The sequence below is a fragment of the Allobosea sp. RAF48 genome (assembly GCF_052114025.1).
Lineage (GTDB): Bacteria > Pseudomonadota > Alphaproteobacteria > Rhizobiales > Beijerinckiaceae > Allobosea.
The window spans coordinates 81,711-107,146 of the sequence record NZ_JBFRDZ010000013.1 but is presented as its reverse complement, the minus strand read 5'-3'; the positions used below and the strand labels follow the sequence as shown (position 1 = coordinate 107,146).

Below are 25,436 nucleotides of genomic sequence, written 5' to 3'. Positions count from 1 at the left end.
CCATATGTGGTGAGGTTGCGGCGGAGTGCAATGCGAGCCACTTTGAGGCGGCGGCACACCCGGATCGCGCCGCGTCGGGGAGAGATGTGAAGCGTCTGTTGCTACGCGCGGCCCTTGGCTGCGCTGCTCTCGTGATTGTCGTCGCCGCTCCCCTGGCATCCGCCTGCGCCAAAGTCGCAGCGGGCAACGCTTCTCTCCTGCTGCACGATGGCTTCGACCAAGGCGGTTTCGCCGCCGAAGGCGGGCTATTCTATAAGAAGAGCTTCGAGCAACGCGGCGGCCGGGTGGCTTTCGGCCCTGCAGCGCCCTTGCGCGGCACCGGGGCGCTGACCCTGACGGTCATGGCGTCCTGCTCGCCCCACCGCGTCAACTGCAGCGAACGCGCCGAGGTCTGGGAGCGCCCGGAGGTGCTCGCTCCCTACCGCAGCACGGTCTGGTACGGGCTGGCCGTGCGTCTCGACGATCCGCTGCCGCAGGACGATCGCAGATATGTGATCGCCCAATGGAAGCGCGAGGCCCGGCCCGCCGCCGAGGGAGACGACTCACCCTTCCTGGCGCTGCGACTCTATCGGGGGCATCTCGGCATCACCATCGAGACGGATCGCGTCGTCTCCTATCCGATCGGGAGCCCGGAGCGCCCGGATGGCTGCCGCCCCGGCGAGGCGCTGGTGCTTGACCACCCGAACGTTCATCAGACGCGGGCTCTGGTCGCCGTTGAGGCCGGCGCACCGCGCGGGAGCTACCCCGGCTATTTCAACGCCTGCGCCCCGGACATCCAGGTCACGCGCCATGCCGATCTGCCGGCAGCCCGGATGGGCTGGATCGATTTCGTCATCCGATCGCAACCAGGCCCCCACGGCGACGGACGCATCGAGATCATGGCCAACGGCGTCCCGATCGTGACCATCCGCGGGCATATCGGCCAAGGCGGCCCGGGCCTCGACACCAACCAGTACTTCAAATTCGGCCCCTATCGTGCTCCCGGCCGCCTCCCCTGGAGCGTCAGCTACGACGATTTCCGCCGCGGGCCGCGTTGCAGCGATGTCATCCGGCTCGGCCAATGTCCGGCCGAATGAGTCGATGTGTCGAAAATCATTGGCAAGACCGAACTTTAGACGTCTAGTGACGTCAGGTGAATTGCGGACGGTTCCGGAGTGGCGTCAGATCGGGTCATGGATATCCTGCGCATCAGCGACCTGCGTATCGGCTTCACCGTTCACGGCTTGTCTCGCGAGGTGGTGAAGGGCGCGAGCCTGCGCGTGCCGGCCGGCAAGACGGTCGCGCTCGTGGGCGAATCCGGCTCCGGCAAATCGGTGATCTCGCAGGCCATCATGGGCCTGTTGCCCCGCGCGGGCGCCGTGACCGGGGGCGAGATCCTGTTCCGCGACCCCTTGGCGCCACAGACCGTGATCGACATCGCGGCCCTGCCCGCCGAAGGTCCGGAGATTCGTGCGCTGCGTGGCGGCCGCATCGGCATGATCTTCCAGGAGCCGATGTCGTCGCTCTCTCCGGTCCACACCATCGGCAACCAGATCGAAGAGGCTCTGCTCCTGCACCGGCCGATGCCGAAGGCGGAGGCGCGCGGCCTGATCGAGGCCATGCTGAAGCGCGTCGGCTTCAAGAACGCCCATCGCGCCTATGGGCTGTATCCCTTCGAGCTATCGGGCGGCCTGCGCCAGCGCGCCATGCTTGCGATGGCCCTGATCTGCAAGCCGGCCCTGCTGATCGCCGACGAACCGACCACGGCGCTCGACGTCACCATCCAGGCGCAGGTGCTCGACCTGATGCGCGATCTCCAGGCCGAGATGGGCATGGCGATCCTGCTGATCACCCACGATCTCGGCGTCGTCGCCAACATGGCCGACGAGGTGGTGGTGATCTTCCACGGTGAGATTCTGGAGCGCGGCCCGGTCGAGGACATCTTCCGGCAGCCGCGCCACCCCTATCTCAAGGCGCTGCTCAACGCTTCGCCGCATTTCGACATGCAGGAGGGCGAGCGCCTCGTCGCGCTCCGGGAAGCCAGGCCCCGCCCCCCGGCGGCGCCACGCCCCGCTCCGCCGCCCGCGGATCGCGAGAACACGCCGCTGCTTCGGGTCCGCAACCTGCACAAGACCTATGTCACCGGCTCTCGCAGCTTCTTCGGCAAGGGCACGCAAAGCGCCGTGAAGGCCGTCGACAATGTCAGCTTCGACATCCGCCGTGGCGAATGCCTCGGCCTCGTCGGCGAGAGCGGCTGCGGCAAGACGACCGTCAGCAAGATCGTGATGCGGGCCATCACCGCCGATTCCGGTGAGGTCATCTTCGACGACGGCCATGAACGGGTCGACGTACTCGGGCTGAAGGGCGACGCGTTGCGCGCCTTCCGCCCGCGCATCCAGATGATTTTCCAGGATCCCGTCTCGTCGCTCTCGCCCCGCATGACGGTGATGAACATCCTGCGCGAGCCGCTTGCGGTCCATGACAGGGGCCACTCTGCAGCCCAGGATGAGCGGGTTCGCTCCCTGATGCAGGATGTCGGCCTCGATGTCCGCTTCCTGAATCGCTATCCGCATTCCTTCTCGGGCGGGCAGCGTCAGCGCATCGGCATCGCCCGCGCCCTGGCGCTCGATCCCGAACTGATCATCTGCGACGAGCCGGTCTCGGCGCTCGATGTCTCCGTGCAGGCGCAGATCCTCAACCTGCTGAAGGACATCCAGGCCGAGCGGGGCCTCACCTTCCTGTTCATCTCGCACAACCTCGCCGTGGTGAATTACATGGCGGACCGCATCGCGGTGATGGCCAATGGCCGCATCGTCGAACTGGCGCCGCGCCATAGCCTCTTCACCAAGCCGGTCCACCCCTACACCAAGGCGCTGCTGCGCTCCGTGCCCTTCGCCGATCTCGATCGCAAGCTCGACTTCAAGCTCGCGGCGCCGGGCGGTGCTTCCGATGACAGCCATTGGGGTGACGCCTTCAAGGTCGGTTCCGACGCCTCCGCCCTGGCGCATCTGTCGCTCGGAGAGGGCCACTACGTCCTTGCGCGGCCCAATGCCGATGTCCGGGAGATGGTCCCATGACCTCCCGCTCCCCGCATACGACGCGCCGCGCCGCCCTGCTGCTGGGAACGGCGGCGCTCGCCGGAGCCGCCCTGCCCCGCCGCGCGCTGGCCCAGCCGGCTCAGCCTGCCCCGATCGACAGCCCCTTCTTCGCCGAGAAGGTCAACGCGGGAACGCTGCCGCCGGTGGCGCAGCGCCTGCCGGCCGTGCCCCGCCTCATCGATCTCGGCAAGCTCGGCCGCACGCCGGGACGCCATGGCGGCAATATCCGCATGCTGATGGGCGACCAGCGCGATGTCCGGATGATGACGCTCTACGGCTACACGCGCCTGATGGTCTATGACGAGAACCTCGAGCTCGTGCCGGACGTGCTCGAAAGCTGCAACGTCGAGGATGGCCGCGTTTTCACGTTGCGGCTGCGCGCCGGCCATCGCTGGTCAGACGGCTCGCCATTCACCACCGAAGATTTTCGCTATTGGTGGGAGGATGTCGCCAACAACAAGCGCCTGTCGCCCGGCGGACCGCCCCAGGCGATGCTCGCCGGCGGCAATCTCCCCTTCTTTGAAGTGTTGAGCGAGACCGAGGTTCGCTACAGCTGGGAAATGCCGAACCCGATCTTCCTGCCGGCGCTGGCGGGCGCGCAGCCGACCTACATCTTCATGCCCTCGGGCTACCTCAAGCAGTTCCACGAGAAGCACGCGCCCAAATACGAGCTGGTCAAGCGCGTGAAGGAGAACCGTGTGCGCGACTGGGGTGCGCTGCATGAACGCCTCTCACGCATGTACCGGCCGGAAAACCCAAACCTTCCGACACTCGAGCCCTGGCGCAACACCACGCCGCTGCCAGCCGAGCAATTCGTGTTCGAGCGCAACCCCTTCTTCCATCGCGTCGACGAGAAGGGCCGGCAGTTGCCCTATGCCGATCAGGTCACGCTGACTATCGGCACAAGCTCACTGATCCCGGCCAAGGCAGCCGCCGGAGAGGCCGATCTTCAGGCCCGCTACATCCGCTTCGACAACTACACCTTCCTCAAGGAAGCCTCGAAGCGGATGAACTTCGAGGTCAGGCTCTGGAAGCGGGCCGAGGGCGCCTATTTCGCCCTTCTGCCGAATCTGAACGCCATCGATCCGGTCTGGCGCGACCTCAATCGCGACGTACGCTATCGCCGCGCCATCTCGGTCGCGATCAACCGCGCCGACATCAACAAGGTGATCTTCTTCGGGTTGGCGCGCGAAAGCGCCAATACGGCGTTGCCGGAAAGCCCGCTCTACGATCCCACGCTCGCTTCGCTCTGGATCCAGCACGACCCGGATCTGGCTAACCGGCTTCTCGACGAGATCGGCCTGACCAAGCGCGACGATGACGGCGTGCGTCTGCTCCCGGACGGCCGCAGGCTCGAATTCACCATCGAGACAGCCGGCGAGAACACCGAGGAGACGGACATCCTCGATCTGCTCAAGCAGGATTTCCTGAACGTCGGCATCAAGATCTACCCGCGCTCCACGCAGCGCGACGTCTTCCGCCGCCGCATCGTCGCGGGGCAGACCATCATGTCGGCCTGGGCCGGCATGGACAACGCGCTCATCACCTCCGACATGGAACCGGATGCGCTGTCGCCGACCTCGTCGGCGCAGTTCCAGTGGCCGCGCTGGGGCCAGTTCATCGAGACCAGCGGCCGCGAGGGCGAAAGACCGGCCTCGCACGAGGTCAACGAGCTGGTGCGGCTCTACGAGGAATGGCGGATGAGCTCGACGCGCGACCAGCGCCGCACCATCTGGCACAAGATGCTGGCCATCAATGCCGAGCAGGTTTTCACCATCGGCGTGATCAACAGCACGCTGCAGCCGATCGTCGTCTCCCGCGACCTGCGCAACGTGCCCGAGGTCGGCCTCTACAGCTTCGAACCCGGCGCCTTCATCGGCCGCTATATGCCCGACACCTTCTGGTTCGATCGGCAAGAGACCAAAGGCTGATCCGTGCTGTTCCGCTACATCCTCAAGCGCATCCTGATCATGATCCCGACGCTGCTGGTCACCAGCGCGCTGATCTTCACCGTGATCAATCTCCCGGAAGGGGACTATTTCGAGACTCTCGCAGCCGAAATGCAGGCGCAGGGCGAGAAGGCCGATATGAGCCGCATCGAGTTCCTGAAACAGGAGTACGGCTTCGACAAGCCCCCGGTCGAGCGCTATTTCTGGTGGGTCGCGGGCCTGCTTCAGGGCGATATGGGCTATTCCTTCGAATATCAGCGGCCGGTCAGGGAGATCGTCGGCGACCGACTGCTCCTGACCATGCTGGTCTCCTTCGCCACGATCGTCTTCACCTGGGTCGTCGCCTTCCCGATCGGCATCTACTCGGCCACGCACCAGTACAGCTGGGGCGACTACGGGCTGACCTTCATCGGCCTGATCGGTCTCGCAGTGCCGCATTTCCTGCTGGCGCTCGTCTTCATGTATTTTGCCAATGTCTGGTTCGGCACCTCGATCGGCGGTCTCGTCGACCCGCAATATCTCAACCAGCCGATGAGCTGGGCCAAGCTCCGATCCGTTTTGGAGCATCTCTGGATCCCCGTCATCATCATCGGCGCCGGCGGCACCGCCGGCATGATCCGGGCGCTGCGCGCCAATCTGCTCGACGAGCTCCAGAAGCAGTACTACGTCACCGCCCGCGCCAAGGGCCTGCCGCCCGGCAAGGCGCTGCGCAAATATCCGCTGCGCATGTCGCTCAACTTCTTCATCTCGGATATCGGCGACATCCTGCCTTCGATCGTCTCGGGTGCCGAGGTCGTCGCCATCGTGCTCTCGCTGCAGACCACCGGCCCGCTGCTGATCCGGGCGCTGCAGGCCCAGGACATGTATCTCGCCGGCTCCTTCCTGATGTTCCTGTCCTTCCTGACCGTGATCGGCGTGCTGATCTCGGATATCGCGCTCGCCATCCTGGATCCGCGCATCCGTCTGCAGGGGACGGCGACCAAGTGAAGGCGAACTTGCTCAACACACTTCCGCCCGATGGCGCGCCGCTGCCGCATGCGGCCTCGACCGCGCCTTTCGAGCCCTATGCCACCGAGGCGATGACGCCGGAGCAGGAGCGGATCTATCTCGCCTCGCAATGGCAGCTGATGTGGTGGAAGTTCCGCCGCCACAAGCTCGCGGTCATCTCCGCCTTCGTCATCGTGGCGATCTACGCGATGGCGGCCTTCGCCGAATTCCTCGCGCCCTACCACTACACAACGCGCAATACCGACTTCATCCGCGCGCCGGGCCAGAGCGTCCACCTCTTCCATGAAGGCAGCTTCATCGGCCCCTTCGTCTACCCGTACAAGATGCGGCTCAACATGGAGAACCTGAAGCGCGAATACGAGGTCGACAGCACGCGGCCGCAGAAACTGCGCTTCTTCTGCCGCGGCGACGACAGCTACGAGTTCTGGGGTCTGATCCCAGGCAACAGGCGCCTGGTCTGCCCGCCCAAGGACGGCACCTTCTTCTGGCTCGGCTCGGATCGGCTCGGCCGGGACATGTTCTCGCGCATCCTCTATGGCGGACGCATCTCGCTCTCGATCGGCCTGCTCGGCGTCTCCGTTTCCTTCGTGCTCGGCGTCATCATCGGCGGCATCGCGGGCTATTACGGCGGCCGCGTCGATCTCGTCATCCAGCGCATCATCGAGATCGTGCAGTCGCTGCCGCATATCCCGCTCTGGCTGGCGCTGGCTTCGATCATGCCGCCGTCATGGAGCCCGGTGGTGGTCTATTTCGGCATCACCATCATCCTCGGCCTGATGGACTGGACGGGGCTTGCCCGCTCGGTCCGCTCGAAGCTGCTGTCGCTGCGCGAGGAGGACTATGTCGTCGCCGCCCAGCTGATGGGCGCGAAGCCCGCCCGCATCATCGGCCTGCATCTGGTGCCGGGCTTCATGAGCCACCTCATCGCCTCGGCCACCATCACCATACCCAAGACCATCCTCGGCGAGACCGCGCTCTCTTTCCTTGGCCTGGGCTTGAGGCCCCCGATCACCAGCTGGGGCGTGATGCTGAACGAGGCACAGAACATCAATGTGGTGGCGCTCTATCCCTGGCTGCTCTATCCGGTGGTGCCCGTGATCGTGATCATCCTCGCCTTCAACTTCCTCGGCGACGGCCTGCGCGATGCAGCCGATCCTTATCGCTGACCAGCTACGCTCCGCCCCTTTCCAGTATCCCCTTGCGCATCGCATTCCACACTCCGCTGAACCTGTTCGACGACGGCGGCGTCTCCGGCGACCGCCGCATGGCGCGCCAGCTCGTCGCGGCACTGGAGACATTGGGCCATGTCGTCGAGCCTGTCCGGGCCACCCGCGGCTATTTGCCCAGCGCCGATCCGGCTTGCCTCGACCAGCATCGCGCCGACGCTGCACGGCTCAGTGACCGGCTGCTGGCGGGCTATCGCTCCGATAGCCCTCGCCCCGACCTCTGGTTCACCTATCACAACTACTACCGCGCCCCGGACCTGCTCGGCCCTGCGATCGCCGATGCCCTCAGCATCCCCTATGTCACGGCCGAAGCCAGCGACTCCGAGCGCCGCGCCTTCGATCAATGGAGCGCCCAGACCGAAATCGTCCGGCACAGCCTCACGGCGGGCGACGTCCACTTCTATTTCACCGATCGCGACCGCCAGGGGCTCGAACCCTGGCGCCAGCCCGGCACCGCCCTTCTGGAGCTCCCGCCCTTCATCACCTTCGAGAAGGAGCCGCCGCAGCGCCGGAACCATCCCGGACCTCCCCACCTGATCACCATCGCGATGATGCGCCAGGGCACGAAGCAGAACAGCTATCTGACGCTCGCCCGCATCCTGGCGCGCATTCCCGATGCGGACTGGCGCCTGAGCATCGTCGGCGACGGCCGCCAGCGCGGCGAGATCGAGCAGGCCTTCGCCTGCCTGCCGCAAGAACGAATCGATTGGCTTGGCCTGATCCCGCGCGAGCGGGCGCTCGACGAGCTGGCGCGGCACGACATCTTCGTCTGGCCGGGCGTACGCGAGGCCTATGGCTTGGTCTATCTCGAAGCCCAGGCGGTCGGGCTGCCCGTGGTCGCCTTCGACAGCGGCGGCGTCTCCGCGACGGTGATGTCAGGAGAGACAGCGCTCTTGGCGCCGGAAGGCGACGAAGCGGCTTTCGCCGGTCATCTCGTCGCCATGCTGCGGGACAGGGCGCGCCGTGAACGGATGGGAGACGATGCTCGCCGCTTCGTATTGGACGAGCGTACGAACGCCCGCGCCGCCGCAAGGCTGGCCGAAGGGCTCGACCTCGCCTGCCGCCACCGCCGCGACAAGCTCAGGGCCGCAGGCAGCGTCGCGTCATGAACGAGACGCACTGGCAGGCTCTGTCGCGGGAACTCGACAACTGGCAGGCCGCCGGCCGGCAGCTGCGGCTATGGCTCCGCGACGACGACGCGGTCGCGCCGAGCCCGGCGTTGGCGCGGCTTTCGGTTCTGGCGGAACGCCATGGTGCAACTGTCCTGCTGGCGGTAATCCCGATGCTGGCGGAACCCGCCCTGGCATCGGCCCTGAAGGGCATGCCGTGCTTGCGTCCCTGCCAGCACGGCGTCTGGCATCGCAACCATGCTCCGGCAGGCGGAAAGAAGTCGGAATTCGGCCCCGATCGCGACAGGACAGCCGTCGATGGCGAGATCGCCGAGGGCCGCGATCGCCTTCGCGACCTGATCGGCGGCGACATCATGCCGGTCTTCGTGCCGCCATGGAATCGCATCGACCCCGGCCACGCCGCCCGGCTCGGCAGCCTCGGCTTCTCCGGTCTGTCATGCTTCCGCAACTATCGCCACGGTCCCGCCGGCGGCCCCCGCCTACTCAACACCCGAATCGATGTCATGGACTGGCATGGCGGCCGCATGGGCCGGCGCGCGGATGACCTTCTGCCCGAGATCGTGGCACAAATCATCGCGATGCGCGGCGAGGGCCCCGATCAGGCGGCCGCGCTCGGTCTGCTCCTGCATCACCGCGACCATGACGAAGGCGCTTGGTCCGTTCTCCACGACATCTTGAGCCTTGCAGCCGCCCATCCGGCCGTGCATCTCGCTGATCCGGCCGAGCTTCTTCCTGCCAGAGTATAGGCGTCGCACCGGCTAAGATGAATCCTGCATGTCACCACCCGCACGGGCTTGGTTGACGGACCTCGCCGCGCTATAAGCGCTCTAAACTGGTTCCGAGCTGCGTTCGTCCTCGCCAAGAGGTCGTCTGGCCTTTGCGGAGGGCGGCATCCGATGTCTTCCAACGTCATCGATTTGATCGGAGCCGAAAGGGCGCCGCGCAGCCCTCATGCGCCGCGTGTGCTGATCTACAGCCATGACACTTTCGGTCTCGGCCATATCCGCCGCTGCCGCGCCATCGCCAATGCGCTGATCGCCAGCTTTCCGCACATCTCGGTCATCATCGTCTCCGGTTCTTCGGTGATCTCGAGCTTCCAGTTCGGCGACGGGATCGACTATGTCCGCATCCCCGGCATCGAGAAGCAGAGCGACGGCCGCTATGAGCCGCACCACCTCAACCTCGATCTCGGCGACACGCTGCGGCTGCGCACCGACCTGATCAAGCAGACCGTCCTCTCCTTCGATCCCGATGTCGTCATCGTCGACAAGGAGCCCGTCGGCCTGCGCGGAGAGCTGAAGCCGTCGCTCGACATCCTGCGCCGCCGCGGCGCCCGCATCGTGCTGGGCGTGCGCGACGTGCTCGACGATCCGGCCACGCTGCTGGAGGAGTGGCGCCATAGCGGCGCGCTCGACGCGCTCGACACCATCTACGACGACATCTTCGTCTATGGGCTGGAGGGCATCTACCAACCCCTGAGCGGCCTGCCCGACCAGCAGCGTTTCGCCGACAAGATTCGCTATGTCGGCTATCTCAAGCGTGCGGTCCCGAGCCCGATGCCGCCGAATCGCTATCCGCGGATCACCAAACAGCCCTTCGTCCTCGTCACCCCCGGCGGCGGCGGCGATGGTGCCGGCGTGATCGACTGGGTGATCTCGGCTTATGAAGCCGACCCGACCATCGCGCTGCCGGCGCTGATCGTGTTCGGGCCCTTCATGTCGCGCGAGAAGCGCAAGGACTTCGCCGAGCGGATCGCGCGCAATCCGAAGCTGGAGGGTCTCGGCTTCGAGCCTCGCCTCGAACTGCTGATGAATCGCGCGCACTGCGTCGTGGCGATGGGCGGCTACAACACCTTTTGCGAGATCCTCTCCTTCGACAAGCCGGCGCTGATCGTGCCGCGCGTGAAGCCTCGCCTGGAGCAGGCAATCCGTGCGCAGCGGGCGGACGAACTGAGCCTGGTCGAAATGCTCTGCGACCCCTCGCAGTCCGGCGAGGGCGAGCGCGATCCGCTCGTCATGGCCAGGGCGATCCATGCCCTGGCGAAGCGGCCGCCGCCGTCGCAGGCCTTCATGCCCGACCTGCTCGAAGGGCTGCCGGCGATCAGCCGGGCCCTTGCGGACGATCTGTCGCAGACCGTGCGCGGCCGGGCCCTCGCGCAGAACGCCGCGACAAGCTGACCCCGATCTTCCGGCGCGGCATCCCGCCGCTGGTCACGGACCGGGCTCCGTTCTACAGGCTTTCACGATGACGCTTTCGAACACTCTTGTCTCCGTCGCGGTCGGCGCCGTCGCTGTCGTGCTGCTGCTCGGTCTTGTGAACATGCTGCGCGGTGGCAGTGCCGACACCTCGCAGAAGCTCATGCGTCTGCGCGTCGTGCTGCAGTTCGTCGCCATCATCCTGATCGTCACCGTGCTCTGGTGGCGCAACGGCTGACCCGCCGCGACATCCTGCCCAATTGATTGACGTCATTGACGTTTTTTGGAACGATTAGCTGTGAACAGAGCCCTGGCTTCGCGGGCTCTGCCACATTCCGAACACGAGTGTGTGTGCTTCACTAACGCCTGCTCTCTCACACCCTGCCGAAGGCCCATGGTTCGCGTCGCGTTGCTGCTCCTCGCCGGTTGTCTGGCCGCCTCTTCGGCTCAGGCACAGACCCGCTCTCTCTCCGGCAATGTCTCCAGCTACGCTCCCGCGACCGAGCCGCCGGCCCCGGCCTGGGAAACCCGCATCGGCGCCGGGCTCGCCAACCCCGGCGGGGGCGAAGGCAGCCTTCTCAACGTGGGAGCGGAGGTGCTCTCGCCTCGCCTGATCCCCCTGCAGGACCGAATCGCAGCCGCCTTCATCCCGCGCTTCAATCTCGGCACCAGCCTGAACCTCAACGGCACCCGTTACGCCTATGCCGGAGCGACCTGGAGTTTCGACGTCACGCGGGACGTCTTCGTCGAAGCGAGCTTCGGCGCAGCGTTGAACGACGGCAAGACCGGCTTCGTCCCCGAGAATCGCCTCAACGTCGGCTGCAACACAGGTACCCGCGAGGCCGCGGCGCTCGGTGTGCGGCTCTCCGATCGCTGGAGCCTGGTCACCACGCTCGAGCATTTCAGCACGGCCAGCTGCGGCGATCGTGCAGGGTCTTCGCCACGAGGCCCGGCCAATATCGGCGCGCGGCTCGGCTATACGTTCTAGCAACCAGCCTCAGCAGAAAACCTCGCTTCCGTCCCGACCGTGCCGCGCTATAAGCGTCGCATGGTCAAGCTGAATCGCATCTACACCCGCACCGGCGATGACGGCACCACCGGGCTGACGGCCGGGCCGCGCCGCCCGAAATTCGACCTGCGGGTCGCGGCCTACGGCACGGTCGATGAGACCAATGCCTGTGTCGGCCTGGCGCGCCTCCATGCCGAGGGCGAAGACGCCGAGGTCGATGCCATGCTCGGCCGCATCAGCAACGACCTCTTCGATCTCGGCGCCGATCTCTCCACGCCGGAGACGGACAAGCCCCTTGCCTTCGAGCCGCTGCGCATCGTCCAGGCGCAGGTCGATCGCCTGGAGGCCGAGATCGACCGGATGAACGAGAGCCTTGCGCCCCTGCGCTCCTTCGTCCTGCCCGGCGGGACGCCCGCCGCGACGCACCTCCATCTCGCCCGCACCGTCAGCCGCCGCGCCGAACGGCTGATGACGGAACTCGCCGCCACGGAGGGCGAGACCGTCGGACCGGCCGCGCTCAAATACATCAATCGCCTGTCGGACTTCCTGTTCGTCGCCTCCCGCTTCCTCAATGCGAAGGCCGGCGGGGACGTCCTCTGGGTGCCCGGCCAGAATCGCTGAGATCAGCCATGTTCGTTCCCCTGCATGACGGCGTGCCGCTGCGCTTCATGCGAACTCCCTATGTCACCTACGCGCTGATCTGCGCCTGTCTTGCCGCCCAGGTCGCGCTCTGGTTCTGGCCGGGAGAGAACGCCGAGATCGCGATCATGGCCGGTTTCGGCATGATCCCCTCGGTGCTGTTCGGCACGGCGCAGCTGCCGGAAGGGCTCGCCCATCTGCCGCCCTGGCTGACGCTGTTCAGCAATGTGCTGCTCCATGCCAATCTGGCGCATCTGGCCGGCAACATGCTGTTCCTCTGGGTCTTCGGCGACAATGTCGAGGACGCGATGGGCCATGCCCGCTTCCTCATGTTCTTCTTCCTCTGCGGTCTGGGCGGTTCGCTCATCCACGCCGGAATGTATCCCGATTCCGAGCAGCCCTTGATCGGCGCCTCCGGCGCGATCTCCGGTGTCATCGCCTCCTATCTGATGCTCTATCCGCAGGTGCGCATCTGGGGCGTCGCCTTCAACTGGATTCCGATCCATATCCCGGCGATGTACGCGCTCGGCGGCTGGATTCTTCTGCAGGCCGGCTCGGCCTTGTTCCAGACCGACGGCAATGTCGGCTGGTGGGCCCATCTTGGCGGGCTTGCGACCGGGGCTGCGCTCACGCCGCTCTTCATCCATCGCAGCGTGCCCTTGTTCGGCCGCCGGCCGGTCGGCGGGTGAGCCCGTGCGCTTTTGCCCCTCCGACCAGACCTTGGACGACGTTGACAAGCCCAAACCGGCGTCGCTACGGTCCCTGCGCATTCCAGCCGAGGGCCGCGATGCCGCCACTCTGCCGTCTTGGACGGCGCGGCGCGAGGCGCATCTCTTCTGAACGGTGATCTGACGATGAAGATCTTGGTGCCCGTCAAGCGGGTGGTTGATTACAACGTGAAGATCCGCGTGAAAGCGGACGGGTCCGGCGTCGAGCTGGCCAATGTGAAGATGTCGATGAACCCCTTCGATGAGATCGCCGTCGAAGAGGCGCTCCGCCTCAAGGAAGCCGGCAAGGCGAGCGAAGTGATCGTGGTCTCGATCGGCCCGGCGCAGGCCGCCGAGACGATCCGCACCGGGCTGGCCATGGGCGCCGACCGCGGCATCCTCGTGAAGGTCGACGGCGTGGTCGAGCCGCTTGCGGTCGCCAAGCTTCTGAAGAAGGTGGTCGAGCAGGAGAATCCCGGTCTCGTCATCCTCGGCAAGCAGGCGATCGACGACGATTGCAACCAGACCGGCCAGATGCTCGCCGCGCTGCTGGGCTGGGCGCAGGGCACGTTCGCCTCCAAGGTCGAGCTCGGCGCGGATAGCGTCGACGTCACCCGCGAGGTCGATGGCGGCCTGCAGACGGTCCAGCTGAAGCTGCCGGCGATCGTCACCACCGATCTGCGCCTCAACGAGCCGCGCTACGCTTCGCTGCCCAACATCATGAAGGCGAAGAAGAAGCCGCTCGACGAGACCTCGGCCGAGACGCTCGGCGTCGATGTCGCGCCGCGCCTGAAAGTTCTGAAGACGGTCGAGCCCGCCGGCCGCTCCGCCGGCGTCAAGGTGGCCAACGCCGCCGAACTCGTCTCCAAGCTCAAGACCGCCGGGGTGATCTGATGACCACGCTGCTGATCGCCGAACACGACAACGTCTCCGTCAAGGACGCCACCGCCAAGGCGCTGACCGCTGCCAAGGAACTGGGCACTCCGGTTCACATCCTCGTTGCCGGCCAGGGCGCCAAGGCCGCAGCCGATGCCGCCGCCAGGCTCGCCGGCGTCGAGAAGGTGCTGCTCGCCGATGACGCGGCCTACAGCCACGCGCTGGCCGAGCCGCTGGCGGCGCTGATCGTGAAGCTCGCGGACGGCTATGACGCCGTCGTCGCGCCCTCGACCACCACCGGCAAGAACGTGCTGCCGCGCGTCGCCGCCCTGCTCGACGTGATGCAGGTCTCGGACGTCAGCAAGATCGTCTCGCCCGACACTTTCGAGCGCCCGGTCTATGCCGGCAACGCCATCCAGACGGTGCAGTCGACCGACGCCAAGAAGCTGCTGACCATCCGCACCGCCTCGTTCCAGGCGGCGGGCGAAGGCGGTTCGGCCGCGGTCGAGACCGTCTCGGCGGCTGAGAACCCCGGCAACTCGTCCTTCAAGGGCGAGGAGGTCGCCAAGTCCGACCGTCCGGAACTCGCCTCGGCCAAGATCATCATCTCGGGCGGCCGCGCGCTCGGCTCCTCCGAGAACTTCACCAAGGTGATCGAGCCCGTCGCCGACAAGCTCGGCGCCGCCATGGGCGCTTCGCGCGCTGCGGTCGATGCCGGCTACGCCCCGAACGACTGGCAGGTCGGGCAGACCGGCAAGGTGGTCGCGCCTGAACTTTATATCGCGGTCGGCATTTCCGGCGCGATCCAGCATCTCGCCGGCATGAAGGACTCGAAGGTCATCGTCGCCATCAACAAGGACGAAGAGGCGCCGATCTTCCAGATCGCCGATTACGGCCTCGTCGGCGACCTCTTCACCGTCCTGCCGGAGCTCGACGCCGAACTCGCCAAAGCCGGCAAGTAAGGCATAGACCATCGTTCCCGGGCCGCCTTAGGGCGGCCCGTTCCGCTCCTGCGGGAGCATAAGAAGACTATCCGGGATCAGACCATGTCGGACCACGCGATCAAGACGATCGGCATCATCGGGGCAGGCCAGATGGGCAACGGCATCGCCCATGTCGCGGCGGTGGCCGGGTTCGATGTCAGGCTGCACGACGTCGCCGAGGACCGGATCAAGGCGGCGCTCGCCACCATCGACGGCAACATGGCCCGCCAGGTCCAGAAGGGCGCCCTCGCCGACGAGGATCGCCGCGCCGCCGTGCAACGGATCGAGCCCGCGGTCGGCCTCGCCGATCTCGGCGATTGTGACCTCGTCATCGAGGCTGCGACCGAGAACGAGGAGGTCAAGCGCAAGATCTTCACGGCCGTCTGTCCGCATCTGAAGCCCCAGGCGATCCTCGCTTCCAACACCTCCTCAATCTCGATCACCCGGCTTGCGGCCGCGACCGACCGCCCCGAGCACTTCATCGGCATCCACTTCATGAACCCGGTGCCGCTGATGCAGCTCGTCGAGCTGATTCGCGGCATCGCCACCGACGACGGCACCTTCGAGCGCGCCAAGGCGCTCGTCGGCCAGTTGCACAAGACCGTTTCGGTCTCCGAGGACTTCCCGGCCTTCATCGTCAACCGCATCCTGCTGCCGATGATCAACGAGGCCGTCTACACGCTCTATGAGGGCGTCGGCTCGGTCGACGCGATCGACACCGCCATGCGGCTCGGCGCCAACCACCCGATGGGCCCGCTCCAGCTCGCCGATTTCATCGGCCTCGACACCTGCTTGTCCGTGATGCAGGTGCTCCATGACGGCCTCGCCGATTCGAAATATCGGCCCTGCCCGCTGCTGGTGAAATACGTCGAGGCCGGCTGGCTGGGCCGCAAGACCAAGCGCGGTTTCTACGATTACCGCGGCGAGAAGCCCGTCCCAACCCGCTGACGAATCACGGCCGGCGGGCCAGAACCCGCGAATTGAACGAAAAGCACCATGATCTGCTGAGCGGCTGCCACGAGCGAGGAAGCACCTCGCCCGTGCGAGGGGCTTTGTCGCACCCGCAATAAGTTCCTTCACATTCCTGTCGTCTCGCGCTTACATTGATCTGAGGGCGGGATTCGTCCCGCTTGGCGAAGCGGAGGTGCGACGGGTTTGACGGCGCATGTGATGCATCCGATGGCGTCGCCGGACGGCTGTCCGGCCTTGGTCCTGAACGCCGATTTCCGGCCGCTCAGCTACTATCCCTTGTCCCTTTGGAGCTGGCAGGACGCGATCAAGGCGGTCTTCATGGACCGCGTCAACATCGTCTCCGAATACGACACCGTCGTCCGCAGCCCCAGCTTCGACATGCGGCTGCCCTCGGTCGTCTCGCTGAAGAGTTACATCAAGCCATCCCGGACGCCGGCCTTCACCCGCTTCAACGTTTTCCTGCGCGACCGCTTCGCCTGCCAATATTGCAACACGCGCGAGGAACTGACCTTCGACCACGTCATCCCCCGCTCCAAGGGCGGCCTGACCACCTGGGACAACGTCGTCGCCGCCTGCTCGCCCTGCAACCTGCGCAAGGGCGACAAGATGCCGGCCGCGGTCGAGATGTTCCCGGCCCAGAAGCCCTATGCGCCGACGGTCAACGACCTCCACCGCAACGGCAAGCTGTTCCCGCCGAACTATCTCCACGAGAGCTGGCTCGACTATCTCTACTGGGACTCCGAGCTGGAGCCGTAAGGCTCAGGCAGCAGCTGCATTGCACCCAATAAGAGCCGTTTGGGAATTCCCCGAGCCTCGTCCTGAGGAGCCATTTCGTCAGGAATGGCTCCTCGAAGGGTGTTCCCGGAAGCTCAGGAGATATCTGGATCATCCTTCGAGACGCGTCTTACGGCGCTCCTCAGGATCAAGGCTCTAATTTTCCCAGGCGCGTTTGTCGCGTGCCCCCGCCATCGCCGCCCGGCTACTTCAGGAACTGACTCAACAGATCCACCGGCAGAGGGAACACCACCGTCGAGGAGCGCTCGCCGGCGATGTCGTGCAGGGCCTCGAAATAGCGCAACTGCATGGCTTGGGGCTCGGCCGCCAGCATGCGGCCGGCCTCGACCAGCTTGGCCGCTGCCTGCTGCTCGCCGTCGGCGTTGATGACCTTGGCGCGCCGCAGCCGCTCCGCCTCAGCCTGCTTGGCGATAGCGCGGACCATGCTGTCGTTGAGGTCGATATCCTTGATCTCGACATTGGAGACCTTGATGCCCCAGGCATCGGTGCGCTGGTCGAGGATCTCCTGGATGTCGCTGTTGAGCTTGTCACGCTCGGCCAGCATCTCGTCGAGTTCGTGCTTGCCGAGCACCGAGCGCAGCGTGGTCTGCGCGAGCTGGTTGGTGGCGGTCATGAAATCCTCGACCTGGAGGATCGCGCGCTCGGCATCGACGATGCGGAAATAGAGCACTGCGTTGACCTTCACCGAGACGTTGTCGCGCGAAATGACATCCTGCGGAGGCACATCCTGCACCACGACGCGCAGATCCACGCGCACCATCTGCTGGACGAACGGCACGAGGATGATGAGGCCCGGCCCCATGACACCGGTGAAGCGACCGAGCGTGAAGACCACGCCGCGCTCATATTCCCTCAGGATGCGGATCGCCGCTGACAGGAACAAGGCCACCAGCAGCGCAATGATCAGATAGGCCACATAACCGACCATCGTCGTCATCATCTTGCTCCATCGTTCGCCGCGGCCCGCCGCCGTACCGTCAGGACGAGATCGCTGATGGCGGTCACCTCGGCGCTGTCCCCCGGCATGATCGGCTCGTCGGCCTTCGCCCGCCAGCGTTCACCGAGCGCCAGCACGTGGCCTTCCCGGCCGTCCCAGTCGAGGATGTCGACGGCAAGGCCCCGCATCGCCTCGCCACCGACGCGCGGAGGATTGCGCCGCGCCGCCCAGACATAGGTGCCGGCGAGCAGCGCGAGCCCGAGCGTCAGCGCGGCCGCGGGGCCGATGACCGCCCAGGATATGGCGAAGCCCGGCCCCTCGACCTGGAGCAACATGGTGGCGCCGAGCAAGAAGGCCGCCACACCGCCGAGCCCGAGCACGGCCGTCGGATTGAAGGCCTCCATGATGAGGAAGGCGACGCCGAGCAGCATCAGCGCGAGCCCGGCATAGTTGATCGGCAGCAGATCGAGCGCGTAGAGGCCGAGCAGCAGGCAGGTGGCGCCGAGCACGCCCGGCGCCACCGCGCCGGGGCTGATGAACTCGAAGACGAGGCCATAGACGCCAACCAGCATCAGCACGACGGCGATGTTGGGGTTGGTGATGACGGCGAGAAGCTGGATGAACCAGCCGGGCTCCAGAGTCTCGACGGCCAGGCCCTTCGTGGCCAGCACTTCCTTCTTGCCGGCCACGTCGACGGTGCGGCCATCGGCCAGTTGCAGGAGCTCGGTCGTGTCGCGGGCGACGAAGTCTATGACATGCTGATCAAGCGCCGCGCTGGCCGACAGGCTCGCCGCCTCGCGCACGGCCTTCTCGCCCCAGTCGCCGTTGCGCCCGCGCAATTCGGCAAGCGAGCGGATCAACGCGACCGCGTCATTGGTCACCTTGGCCATCATCGCGTCGCCGGGTGGCCGGCCGCCGGCGTCCTTCCCGTTGCCGCCCGGGCCGCTATCCTTCTCGCCGCCGGGGAGCGAGGGCAGCCCGCCGATCGCCACCGGGGTCGCAGCTCCGAGATTGGTGCCGGGCGCCATCGCCGCGACATGGGTGGCGTAGAGGATGTAGGTTCCGGCACTCGCCGCGTGGCCGCCCGGCGGCGCGACATAGCCGATGACGGGCACGGGAGAGGCCAGGATGTCGGCGATCATCTCGCGCATCGACGTGACCAGGCCGCCGGGCGTATCCAGTTGCAGGATGAGAACCTCGGCATCGCGCTTGGCGGCGACGCTCAGCGCCTCCTTGAGCTGGCGCGTGCTCGCCGGACCGATCGCGCCGTCGATCGCGATGCTCAAGGCGACCCGCCCCCCCGCCGTTCGGGCCGGTGAGAAGGAAGAAAGGACCGCTGCGGCTATGACGGCCGCTGCGAAAAGGGCCACCCGCGCGAGTCTCACGCTCAAAACTCCGTGGAATCAATATGGGTTCGATTCCGGCAAAGTCCATGAGGTCGGCGATGGCGGCGGAGCGGCTGATATCTCACGTTTGGGGAAGAGTACGCGCTCGGGCGCTTTCGCCTGCTTCCGGGAGCCGCAATCGCAGCCTCAGGTGCCACCGCGAAGGTGAAGCATAGGCCTGCGGCGACCGCCCCAGGCGCCGCCGAAGCGTGCCTCTCGTGCCGACAGCCAGGGCGAAGACGACGCCCGACCTTCAGGAATCTCGCTGATCAAACAGGCTGGTTTAGCCGGCGCCCGACAACCCCGCGCAGCAGCCCGAAGATGGCGAGCAGGAACAGCCCGGCCGATACCAGCGCGTTCCAGCCTGCAAGCGACAGACCGAGGAAACGCCACGCCGCTTCCGAGCAGGCGACGATCCGGGTCGTCTGCAGCTGCTTCATGAAATCCTGCATGCCGGCTGCTGCCGAGGCCGCGCCCCCGCAATCATTCGGCCCGACGAACCAGCCCCATTCGACACCCGCGTGGTAGAAGCCGAGCCCTGTGCTCCAGGCCATCAGGCCGGCCAACCCGAGCAGGACGAGCCATTGCAGCCGCGGCGAACGTGCCAGCACCAGCGCCGCGAGAGCCAGGCCGATGGCGGCATAGTGCGGCACGCGTTGTTCGAGACAGAGCTTGCAGGGCCGCAGATGAATGACCAGTTCGAAGAACCAGGCGCCTCCGATCAGAGCCAGGCTCGCAAGTCCGATCAGCGCGATCAACCGCAGCGGCGTGAGCAACCGGTTGGGACCGTGGGACGCAATGGCTGAAGAGGCGGTCATGGCAAGGCTCAGCAGGAAAGAAGCTGGCCTGACCCTGCGACGAGCTTGAGGCCGAAATAAAGCAGGATCAGCACGGCGGCGCCGACTACCGCGATCACTTTCAGGCGACGTTCGATGAAATGCCGGATCGCGTTGCCATAGCGGCGCAGCAGGAAGGCCAAGGCGAAGAAGCGCGCCCCGCGCGCCAGCACGCAGGAAATGACGAAAAACGCGAGGCCGATATGGACCGCACCGGCCAGGATCGTCACCACCTTGATCGGCGGCAGGTGAGCCAGGCCGGAGGTGGTCAGCAGGATGAGCGTCGTGTCCGGGCCTGCGCAGGCGCGCAGCGTCTCGAAGGCGCCGAGCTTGCCGTAGAAGGCGAGCACCGGCTTCGCCAGCGCCTCGAAGGCGTAGTAGCCGAGCGCATAGCCGGCGATACCGCCGAGCACGGAGAACAGCGTGGCGATGAAGGCCAACCGATACGCCCGCTGCGGCCGCGCCAAAGCCATCGGCACGAACAGCACATCGGCCGGGATCAGGAAGAACGAGCTTTCGACGAAGGCGACGACTGCCAGCCAGAGCTCGGCGCGCGGCCGGGCCGCGAGCGACATTGTCCATTCGTAGAGGCGCTTGAGCATGGCGCTCTAGACCATGGGGCGACGGCTGACGCAACGGTGCGCGAGCCTTCGGAGCGCTGTCGCCACCCCGGTGTGCCATCCTTGCAAGAGCCCATGCGTGAAAAACCCACGGCCGTCAGAGCACAACGCACCGAAACCAGCCGCGGCGGCCGTTCCACCGATTGACCGGCATCGACCGATCGCTATAGTCCGCCCGCCTGTATGGGCCCCTGTGGCGGAATTGGTAGACGCGCTCGACTCAAAATCGAGTTCCGCAAGGAGTGCTGGTTCGATCCCGGCCAGGGGCACCAAAACACGATCCGCCGATCTTGGCGGCATGCTGAGCAAGCCTGAGCATTCTACGAGTCACCGTCGCCTCGTCACAACGACGCGGCGGCAGCGATCTCGCGCGAGACATCGCCACGCACGCTGTCTCTTTACGGCAGTGCCGCTGTTGGTCAATTACCGGTGGGGGCGCCGAGCTGATAGTTCCTCTGCAAGGCCCGATCCGTCGAAGGATAGAGCGTCTGGCATTCGGAAAAATAAGCGGTCTGAGGCCGCCGATTGGCCGGATCGGCACAGATGGCCGCGAGCTGCGATTGTCTTGACTGCGATGTCTGGCACCCTGCAAGAGCAGACCCAGCGATAAGCAGCAGACACACATATTGAGGTGTTTTCATTTCGCATGTCCTGTCAAGCGTCGACCGGATGGGGTCGTGCCTATCGGGCCAATACACTCGGTCCGGGCAACTATCGACAATAGACGGTCCTCCGCTTGCTTCCAATCGAGATTAGAGTGACCCGGACACTTATTCGGCCGAAGCAATGGCCGACGCCGGCAGAAGCGAGAAGATTTCGCCCGGGGCAAGCAGGTGGCAAATCCGGCGCGGCGCCCGCCAAATCTTGCCCTTCTGCTTGGCATGCTCAGATCCCGTCCGAACTCCTGCCTTCTGTCCGTCCGATCAAAGGCGCCATCGACATCGCCGGCGGGAGCCCTCTTGCGCGGCCTCCCGCGTCGCGTCACGGCACAAGACTCTTGCGCCGGAAACCGCGCTCCTTCATGGCATGGATGATGTGCCGCCGGAGAGACTTGCCCTCTCGCCGGAGCGCTCTATCGCTTCGCAAATCGGGAACCGATCGCTTTGCGCATTCTCGTCATCAATCCCAACACCATGCCGGAAATGACGGCCCTGGTCGCGCGGGTGATCGAGCCCTATCTGCCGCCGAACACGACCATTGTGCCAGTGACCGGGCGCTTCGGCGCGCATTACATCGCCAGCCGCAGCGCCAGCGTCGTGGCTGCACATGCCGCGCTGGAGGCCTTCGCCGAGCACGGCCATGGCTGTGACGGTGTCTATCTCGCCTGCTTCGGCGATCCCGGCCTTCTCGCGCTCAAGGAGATGGCGCGCGTTCCCGTCATCGGCATGGCCGAGGCGAGCAGCCGTCTCGCAGCACAGAAGGCCCAGCGCTTCGCCATCGTCACCGGCGGCGAGCGCTGGGGGCCGATGCTGCGGGAGTTCCTCGGCTCGCTCGGCCTCGGCGGGCGCCTCGCAGCGGTCGAGACAGTCGCGCCCACCGGGGCCGACATCGCCCGCGACCCGGACGGCTCCATCGCCATGCTCGCCGAGGCCTGCCGCCTCGTGGCGCACCGCGACGGCGCCGGCGCGGTCATCCTCGGCGGCGCCGGCCTCGCCGGACTTGCCGCACGGGTGCAGCCCCATGTCGACATTCCGGTGATCTGCTCGGCCGAGGCCGGCATCCGGATGCTGCTCGATGCACTGAGCCAGCCCTTGCGCAAGCCCGAGAGCGGCGACTTCGCCTTGCCCGCCCCCGTCGCCAGCACCGGCCTGTCGGACGGCCTGGCCCGCCTGCTGGCGCAGCCCTGACATCCGGTCGCGGCGCCCGCACGATCCTCGGGCGCCTCGTTGTCATCGTTCAGCCCTTGCCGGCAAGGGAAACGCCGTTGAGCCCGGCAATCCAGTCGGAGAGCATCGGCACATAGTCCTCGCCGTGCCCGCTCGCGACCGCCGCCGCATAGCTGTTCTTGACGGCGTTGCCGATCGGGTTGGCGACACCGGCATCATTGGCGACGCTCTCGAGATAGCGCACATCCTTCAGCGCGTTGCTGAGCGTGAACTTGTGCGCGTCGCGGTCGCGCTCCAGCACGTATTTCATGAAGGTCTGGTAGAAGCCGCAATCCATGCGGCTGCCGCGCAACACGCTGTCGAAGGTCTCCGGCGTGATGCCGATCTTCTGGCCGAGCGTCAGCGCCTCCGCATAGATCGCGGCATAGCCCAGCGACAGGAAGTTATTGATCAGCTTCATCTTGTGCCCGTCGCCGACCGGCCCGAGATGCACGATCTTCTGTGCCCAGGCCTCACAGGCCGGCTTTATCCGGGCGAAGACCTCGGGCGAAGCGCCGATCATCGCCGAGAGCTGCCCGAGCGCCGCCTGAGCCGGGGTGCCACCGAGCGGCGCATCGGCGAGATGCAGGCCCTTCGCCTCCAGCTCCGCAGCGAGCCGCACCGTCACCGTCGGGTCGGACGTCGAGCAATCGACGATCACGGTGCCGGGCTTGGCCCCCGCGATGATCCCGTTCTCGCCCCTCACCACCGCCTCGACCTGGGCCGAGCCGGTAACGCAGAGAAAGATGATGGTCGAACGGGCAGCGAGTTCCTTCGGCGTCTTCGCCTCCACTGCGCCGGCCGCGACCAGCTCCTCGACCGGCTTGCGGTTGCGGTGCCCCATCACGGTGAGCGGAAAGCCCTTGTCGACCAGATTGCGGGCCATGCCCTGCCCCATCAGGCCGACGCCGATGAAGCCCACCGACTCTTTGGTTGCAGTCATCTTCAAATTCTCCCGCTGATATGGTTGAGATGAAACGGAACGTGGAGAAAACGACCCGACTCGCCGGTCATCGCGAGGTCAGCGCTCACAGTGGACGATTCATGACTGCCGACGGCCCGCCCGAGACCAGCCGGACCAGAAGCCCCACCACGGCAGGCACGGCCGGCCGCAGCCGCGTCACCCTGCAGAGCATCGCCGATCACCTCTCGGTCTCGACCGCGACGGTGTCGCTGGCGCTCCGGGGCTCGCCGCTCGTCGCCGAAGCGACGCGCGAACGCGTCCGCGAGATCGCCCGCGCTATGGGCTACAGCTACAACCGCAGCGCCGCCTCGCTGCGCACCGACCGGACCAACATCATCGGCGTCGTCTTTCACGACATCACCAATCCCTATTTCGCCGAGCTTCTGGCCGCGATCGAGGAAACGGCGGGCCGCCATGGCCGCTCGATCCTGCTCGGCACCTATGCGGAAGATATCGAGAAACAGGCGCGGGTGCTCGGCAGCCTCGCCGAATACCGTCCCGACGGCATGATCCTCTGCTCGGCCGGCGGCAGCACGGCGGAGAGCCTGACTCCGCTGACCGATTCCGGCGTCCCGATCGTACAGCTCTCGCGCGAGATCGCCGGGGTCGACCTCGATTTCGTCGGTTCCGACGACCGCCATGGCACCACCCTTGCGATGGAGCACCTGATCGACCTCGGCCATCGCCGCATCGCCTTCCTCTGCGCGAACGAAAGCATCTCGACCGGGCGCAACCGCTATGCCGGCTATCGCGAGGCACTGGCCCGCGCCGGCCTGCCGCTCGATCCAGCATTGGTGCATTTCGACTTCGGCACGCGTGAAACCGGCCACAAGGGCATCCTCAAGGTACTCGACGCGACCGACCCGCCGACCGCGGCGGTCTGCATGAACGACCTCGCCGCCTTCGGCGCCATGCTCGGCCTGCGTCATCGCGGACTGGAAGCGGGCCACGACTTCTCGATCGTCGGCTGCGACGACGTGAAGGAGGCCGCGCAATGGTTCCCCGCGCTCACCACCATCTACAACTTCCAGAACGACATGGGCGCCAAGTCGGCGGAGTTCCTGCTGAACCGCATCGCAGATCCCACTGCGCCGACGCAGCGTCTGCTGCTGACGCCTGCGCTGATCGTCCGGGGAACGACCTGCCCGCCGCGTTAGCTCTTCATCCCTCGAGCCCCCATCCCGAGGAGCGCTTCGCAGAGACGCCTCTCGAAGAATGGTCCAGATGTCTCCCGAGCTTCCCGAAACATCCTTCGAGACGCCGCTGCGCGGCTCCTCGGGATGAKGGCTGAGATCGCGGGCCACCGGATCAACACCGTTCAGGCATCGTTGGCGGGTTTCGCATTGAGCGCGCGATAGGCACGCACGACCTGCGAATCGTCGCGCCCGCCATGGCCGAGGCCGGAAGCGGCGAGGAACATCTGGTGCGCCGCCGCAGCGAGCGGCAGCGCCGTCTTTGCCGCGCGCCCGGCATCGAGCACGATGCCGAGATCCTTGACGAAGATGTCGACCGCGCTCGCCACCACCGGATCCGGCTCGTGCATGCGCGGCCCGCGATCCCTGAGCATCCAGGACGAGGCGGCCGAGCCGCCCATGATCTCGAACAGCAATCGCCCGTCGATGCCGGCCTTCTCGGCCAGCGACAGGGCCTCGGCCGCAACCGCGATATGCACGCCGCAGAGCAGTTGATTGACGGTCTTGACCGTCGCGCCCTGCCCCGCCTTCTCGCCGACATGGAAAACCTTGTCGCCGAGCGCGTCGAGCACGGGCTTCGCCCGTGCGAAGCTGTCGGCCGGCGCGCCCACCATGATCGTCAGCGTCGCGTTCCGCGCGCCGTTCACGCCACCGGAAACCGGCGCGTCGATGAAGTGCCGCCCCGTCTTGGTGACTTCGGTCGCGATCGCCTCTGCCTCTCCCGGTGGGCAGGTCGCCATCAGGATGACGGTCGCGCCGGGCGCCAGCGCTGCGAGCGCCCCGGCCTCGAACAGCACAGCCCGGGCCTGGGCAGCATTGACGACCATCAGCACGAGTGCTTCGGCCCCGCTGGCGGCTTCCTTGGCGCTGGCCGCGCCATGACCGCCAGCGGCCACGAGCGCGTCACGCGCCGCCTCGCGCATATCGAACCCGGTGACGCGGAACTGCTTCTTGACGAGGTTCTCGGCCATTGGCGCACCCATGGCGCCGAGGCCGACGAAGGCGATGCTGGAGATCGGTTGAGCGGACATGGGCGTAGTCACTCTTTGAACGAAAGCGGGCACGGCTCG

At 66.2% G+C, this 25,436-nt stretch carries 23 protein-coding genes, 1 tRNA gene and 1 pseudogene; 19 read left to right on the top strand and 6 right to left on the bottom strand.

What is annotated here, in order from left to right; translation table 11 throughout:
* The first annotated feature begins 86 nt into the window (after window positions 1-86).
* From AB4Z10_RS21960 to AB4Z10_RS21885, 16 genes are all read left to right on the top strand, one after another.
* On the top strand, window positions 87-1,076 hold the full coding sequence (locus tag AB4Z10_RS21960; protein ID WP_441472521.1) for a polysaccharide lyase: 990 nt from the start codon (window positions 87-89) through the stop codon (window positions 1,074-1,076).
* 96 nt (window positions 1,077-1,172) lie between these two features.
* Window positions 1,173-3,056, top strand: a complete 1,884-nt coding sequence (locus tag AB4Z10_RS21955; protein ID WP_441472520.1) for an ABC transporter ATP-binding protein — start codon at window positions 1,173-1,175, stop codon at window positions 3,054-3,056.
* Complete coding sequence (locus AB4Z10_RS21950) at window positions 3,053-5,008, top strand: ABC transporter substrate-binding protein (RefSeq protein WP_441472519.1); 1,956 nt, start codon at window positions 3,053-3,055, stop codon at window positions 5,006-5,008. The genes AB4Z10_RS21955 and AB4Z10_RS21950 overlap by 4 nt, the downstream gene beginning before the upstream one ends.
* Window positions 5,009-5,014: 6 nt before the next feature.
* A complete protein-coding gene (locus AB4Z10_RS21945) occupies window positions 5,015-6,013 on the top strand; it encodes an ABC transporter permease (RefSeq protein WP_441472673.1) in 999 nt (332 codons plus the stop codon).
* Window positions 6,014-6,021: 8 nt separating this feature from the next.
* Window positions 6,022-7,200: an ABC transporter permease gene (locus AB4Z10_RS21940; RefSeq protein WP_441472518.1), complete on the top strand. Its 1,179-nt coding sequence runs from the start codon at window positions 6,022-6,024 to the stop codon at window positions 7,198-7,200.
* 32 nt (window positions 7,201-7,232) lie between these two features.
* Window positions 7,233-8,369, top strand: coding sequence for a glycosyltransferase family 4 protein (locus tag AB4Z10_RS21935; RefSeq protein ID WP_441472517.1), 1,137 nt, complete (start codon window positions 7,233-7,235; stop codon window positions 8,367-8,369).
* Window positions 8,366-9,136, top strand: a complete 771-nt coding sequence (locus AB4Z10_RS21930; protein ID WP_441472516.1) for a polysaccharide deacetylase family protein — start codon at window positions 8,366-8,368, stop codon at window positions 9,134-9,136. The genes AB4Z10_RS21935 and AB4Z10_RS21930 overlap by 4 nt, the downstream gene beginning before the upstream one ends.
* 150 nt (window positions 9,137-9,286) lie before the next feature.
* Window positions 9,287-10,567: a glycosyltransferase family protein gene (locus tag AB4Z10_RS21925; protein ID WP_441472515.1), complete on the top strand. Its 1,281-nt coding sequence runs from the start codon at window positions 9,287-9,289 to the stop codon at window positions 10,565-10,567.
* 67 nt (window positions 10,568-10,634) lie between these two features.
* Window positions 10,635-10,823: a twin transmembrane helix small protein gene (locus tag AB4Z10_RS21920; protein WP_441472514.1), complete on the top strand. Its 189-nt coding sequence runs from the start codon at window positions 10,635-10,637 to the stop codon at window positions 10,821-10,823.
* Between the two features lie 156 nt (window positions 10,824-10,979).
* Window positions 10,980-11,573 carry an acyloxyacyl hydrolase gene (locus tag AB4Z10_RS21915; protein WP_441472513.1) on the top strand — a complete coding sequence of 198 codons (594 nt, stop codon included), beginning with the start codon at window positions 10,980-10,982 and terminating at the stop codon, window positions 11,571-11,573.
* A gap of 60 nt (window positions 11,574-11,633) precedes the next feature.
* Window positions 11,634-12,215, top strand: coding sequence for a cob(I)yrinic acid a,c-diamide adenosyltransferase (locus tag AB4Z10_RS21910; RefSeq protein ID WP_441472512.1), 582 nt, complete (start codon window positions 11,634-11,636; stop codon window positions 12,213-12,215).
* Window positions 12,216-12,223: 8 nt separating this feature from the next.
* A complete protein-coding gene (locus AB4Z10_RS21905; protein ID WP_441472511.1) occupies window positions 12,224-12,922 on the top strand; it encodes a rhomboid family intramembrane serine protease in 699 nt (232 codons plus the stop codon).
* 165 nt (window positions 12,923-13,087) lie between these two features.
* Window positions 13,088-13,834, top strand: coding sequence for an electron transfer flavoprotein subunit beta/FixA family protein (locus AB4Z10_RS21900; protein ID WP_441472510.1), 747 nt, complete (start codon window positions 13,088-13,090; stop codon window positions 13,832-13,834).
* Entirely contained in the window at window positions 13,834-14,778 is a 945-nt protein-coding gene (locus tag AB4Z10_RS21895; RefSeq protein WP_441472509.1) for an electron transfer flavoprotein subunit alpha/FixB family protein, read from the top strand. The genes AB4Z10_RS21900 and AB4Z10_RS21895 overlap by 1 nt, the downstream gene beginning before the upstream one ends.
* A gap of 84 nt (window positions 14,779-14,862) precedes the next feature.
* Window positions 14,863-15,747: a 3-hydroxybutyryl-CoA dehydrogenase gene (locus AB4Z10_RS21890; RefSeq protein WP_441472508.1), complete on the top strand. Its 885-nt coding sequence runs from the start codon at window positions 14,863-14,865 to the stop codon at window positions 15,745-15,747.
* A gap of 222 nt (window positions 15,748-15,969) precedes the next feature.
* Window positions 15,970-16,527: an HNH endonuclease gene (locus AB4Z10_RS21885; RefSeq protein WP_441472507.1), complete on the top strand. Its 558-nt coding sequence runs from the start codon at window positions 15,970-15,972 to the stop codon at window positions 16,525-16,527.
* Window positions 16,528-16,750: 223 nt separating this feature from the next.
* Here AB4Z10_RS21885 and AB4Z10_RS21880 read toward each other — a convergent pair whose 3' ends face one another.
* The 4 genes from AB4Z10_RS21880 to AB4Z10_RS21865 all read right to left on the bottom strand — a co-directional run bounded on the left by AB4Z10_RS21880 (window position 16,751) and on the right by AB4Z10_RS21865 (window position 20,326).
* Window positions 16,751-17,494 carry a slipin family protein gene (locus tag AB4Z10_RS21880; protein ID WP_441472672.1) on the bottom strand — a complete coding sequence of 248 codons (744 nt, stop codon included), beginning with the start codon at window positions 17,492-17,494 and terminating at the stop codon, window positions 16,751-16,753.
* Between the two features lie 8 nt (window positions 17,495-17,502).
* Window positions 17,503-18,888 carry an NfeD family protein gene (locus AB4Z10_RS21875; protein WP_441472506.1) on the bottom strand — a complete coding sequence of 462 codons (1,386 nt, stop codon included), beginning with the start codon at window positions 18,886-18,888 and terminating at the stop codon, window positions 17,503-17,505.
* 269 nt (window positions 18,889-19,157) lie between these two features.
* Window positions 19,158-19,706, bottom strand: coding sequence for a disulfide bond formation protein B (locus AB4Z10_RS21870; protein ID WP_441472505.1), 549 nt, complete (start codon window positions 19,704-19,706; stop codon window positions 19,158-19,160).
* A gap of 8 nt (window positions 19,707-19,714) precedes the next feature.
* A complete protein-coding gene (locus AB4Z10_RS21865; RefSeq protein ID WP_441472504.1) occupies window positions 19,715-20,326 on the bottom strand; it encodes a YqaA family protein in 612 nt (203 codons plus the stop codon).
* Window positions 20,327-20,531: 205 nt separating this feature from the next.
* On the opposite strand from AB4Z10_RS21865, the gene AB4Z10_RS21860 reads away from it, so the two are divergent.
* Both AB4Z10_RS21860 and AB4Z10_RS21855 read left to right on the top strand, forming a co-directional pair.
* Window positions 20,532-20,616: transfer RNA gene (locus AB4Z10_RS21860), tRNA-Leu, on the top strand.
* A gap of 831 nt (window positions 20,617-21,447) precedes the next feature.
* Complete coding sequence (locus AB4Z10_RS21855) at window positions 21,448-22,191, top strand: aspartate/glutamate racemase family protein (protein ID WP_441472503.1); 744 nt, start codon at window positions 21,448-21,450, stop codon at window positions 22,189-22,191.
* A 49-nt stretch (window positions 22,192-22,240) separates the two neighbouring features.
* Here AB4Z10_RS21855 and AB4Z10_RS21850 read toward each other — a convergent pair.
* Window positions 22,241-23,161 (bottom strand): annotated as a pseudogene (locus AB4Z10_RS21850) (NAD(P)-dependent oxidoreductase); the annotation flags it as partial.
* Window positions 23,162-23,253: 92 nt separating this feature from the next.
* Between AB4Z10_RS21850 and AB4Z10_RS21845 the strand changes: the two are divergent.
* Window positions 23,254-24,330, top strand: a complete 1,077-nt coding sequence (locus tag AB4Z10_RS21845; protein ID WP_441472501.1) for a LacI family DNA-binding transcriptional regulator — start codon at window positions 23,254-23,256, stop codon at window positions 24,328-24,330.
* A gap of 161 nt (window positions 24,331-24,491) precedes the next feature.
* Here AB4Z10_RS21845 and AB4Z10_RS21840 read toward each other — a convergent pair whose 3' ends face one another.
* A complete protein-coding gene (locus tag AB4Z10_RS21840; RefSeq protein ID WP_441472500.1) occupies window positions 24,492-25,397 on the bottom strand; it encodes an NAD(P)-dependent oxidoreductase in 906 nt (301 codons plus the stop codon).
* Window positions 25,398-25,436 lie beyond the last annotated feature (39 nt).

Excerpts from the sequence above, each read along its gene's own strand:
- AB4Z10_RS21840 (WP_441472500.1), bottom strand. The coding sequence starts at position 25,397 with ATGTCCGCTCAACCGATCTCCAGCATCGCCTTCGTCGGCCTCGGCGCC.
- AB4Z10_RS21900 (WP_441472510.1), top strand. The coding sequence starts at position 13,088 with ATGAAGATCTTGGTGCCCGTCAAGCGGGTGGTTGATTACAACGTGAAG.
- AB4Z10_RS21915 (WP_441472513.1), top strand. The coding sequence starts at position 10,980 with ATGGTTCGCGTCGCGTTGCTGCTCCTCGCCGGTTGTCTGGCCGCCTCT.
- AB4Z10_RS21870 (WP_441472505.1), bottom strand. The coding sequence starts at position 19,706 with ATGACCGCCTCTTCAGCCATTGCGTCCCACGGTCCCAACCGGTTGCTC.
- AB4Z10_RS21920 (WP_441472514.1), top strand. The coding sequence starts at position 10,635 with ATGACGCTTTCGAACACTCTTGTCTCCGTCGCGGTCGGCGCCGTCGCT.
- AB4Z10_RS21950 (WP_441472519.1), top strand. The coding sequence starts at position 3,053 with ATGACCTCCCGCTCCCCGCATACGACGCGCCGCGCCGCCCTGCTGCTG.
- AB4Z10_RS21885 (WP_441472507.1), top strand. The coding sequence starts at position 15,970 with ATGCATCCGATGGCGTCGCCGGACGGCTGTCCGGCCTTGGTCCTGAAC.
- AB4Z10_RS21895 (WP_441472509.1), top strand. The coding sequence starts at position 13,834 with ATGACCACGCTGCTGATCGCCGAACACGACAACGTCTCCGTCAAGGAC.
- AB4Z10_RS21865 (WP_441472504.1), bottom strand. The coding sequence starts at position 20,326 with ATGCTCAAGCGCCTCTACGAATGGACAATGTCGCTCGCGGCCCGGCCG.
- AB4Z10_RS21910 (WP_441472512.1), top strand. The coding sequence starts at position 11,634 with ATGGTCAAGCTGAATCGCATCTACACCCGCACCGGCGATGACGGCACC.
- AB4Z10_RS21930 (WP_441472516.1), top strand. The coding sequence starts at position 8,366 with ATGAACGAGACGCACTGGCAGGCTCTGTCGCGGGAACTCGACAACTGG.
- AB4Z10_RS21880 (WP_441472672.1), bottom strand. The coding sequence starts at position 17,494 with ATGGTCGGTTATGTGGCCTATCTGATCATTGCGCTGCTGGTGGCCTTG.
- AB4Z10_RS21955 (WP_441472520.1), top strand. The coding sequence starts at position 1,173 with ATGGATATCCTGCGCATCAGCGACCTGCGTATCGGCTTCACCGTTCAC.
- AB4Z10_RS21905 (WP_441472511.1), top strand. The coding sequence starts at position 12,224 with ATGTTCGTTCCCCTGCATGACGGCGTGCCGCTGCGCTTCATGCGAACT.
- AB4Z10_RS21845 (WP_441472501.1), top strand. The coding sequence starts at position 23,254 with ATGACTGCCGACGGCCCGCCCGAGACCAGCCGGACCAGAAGCCCCACC.
- AB4Z10_RS21890 (WP_441472508.1), top strand. The coding sequence starts at position 14,863 with ATGTCGGACCACGCGATCAAGACGATCGGCATCATCGGGGCAGGCCAG.
- AB4Z10_RS21925 (WP_441472515.1), top strand. The coding sequence starts at position 9,287 with ATGTCTTCCAACGTCATCGATTTGATCGGAGCCGAAAGGGCGCCGCGC.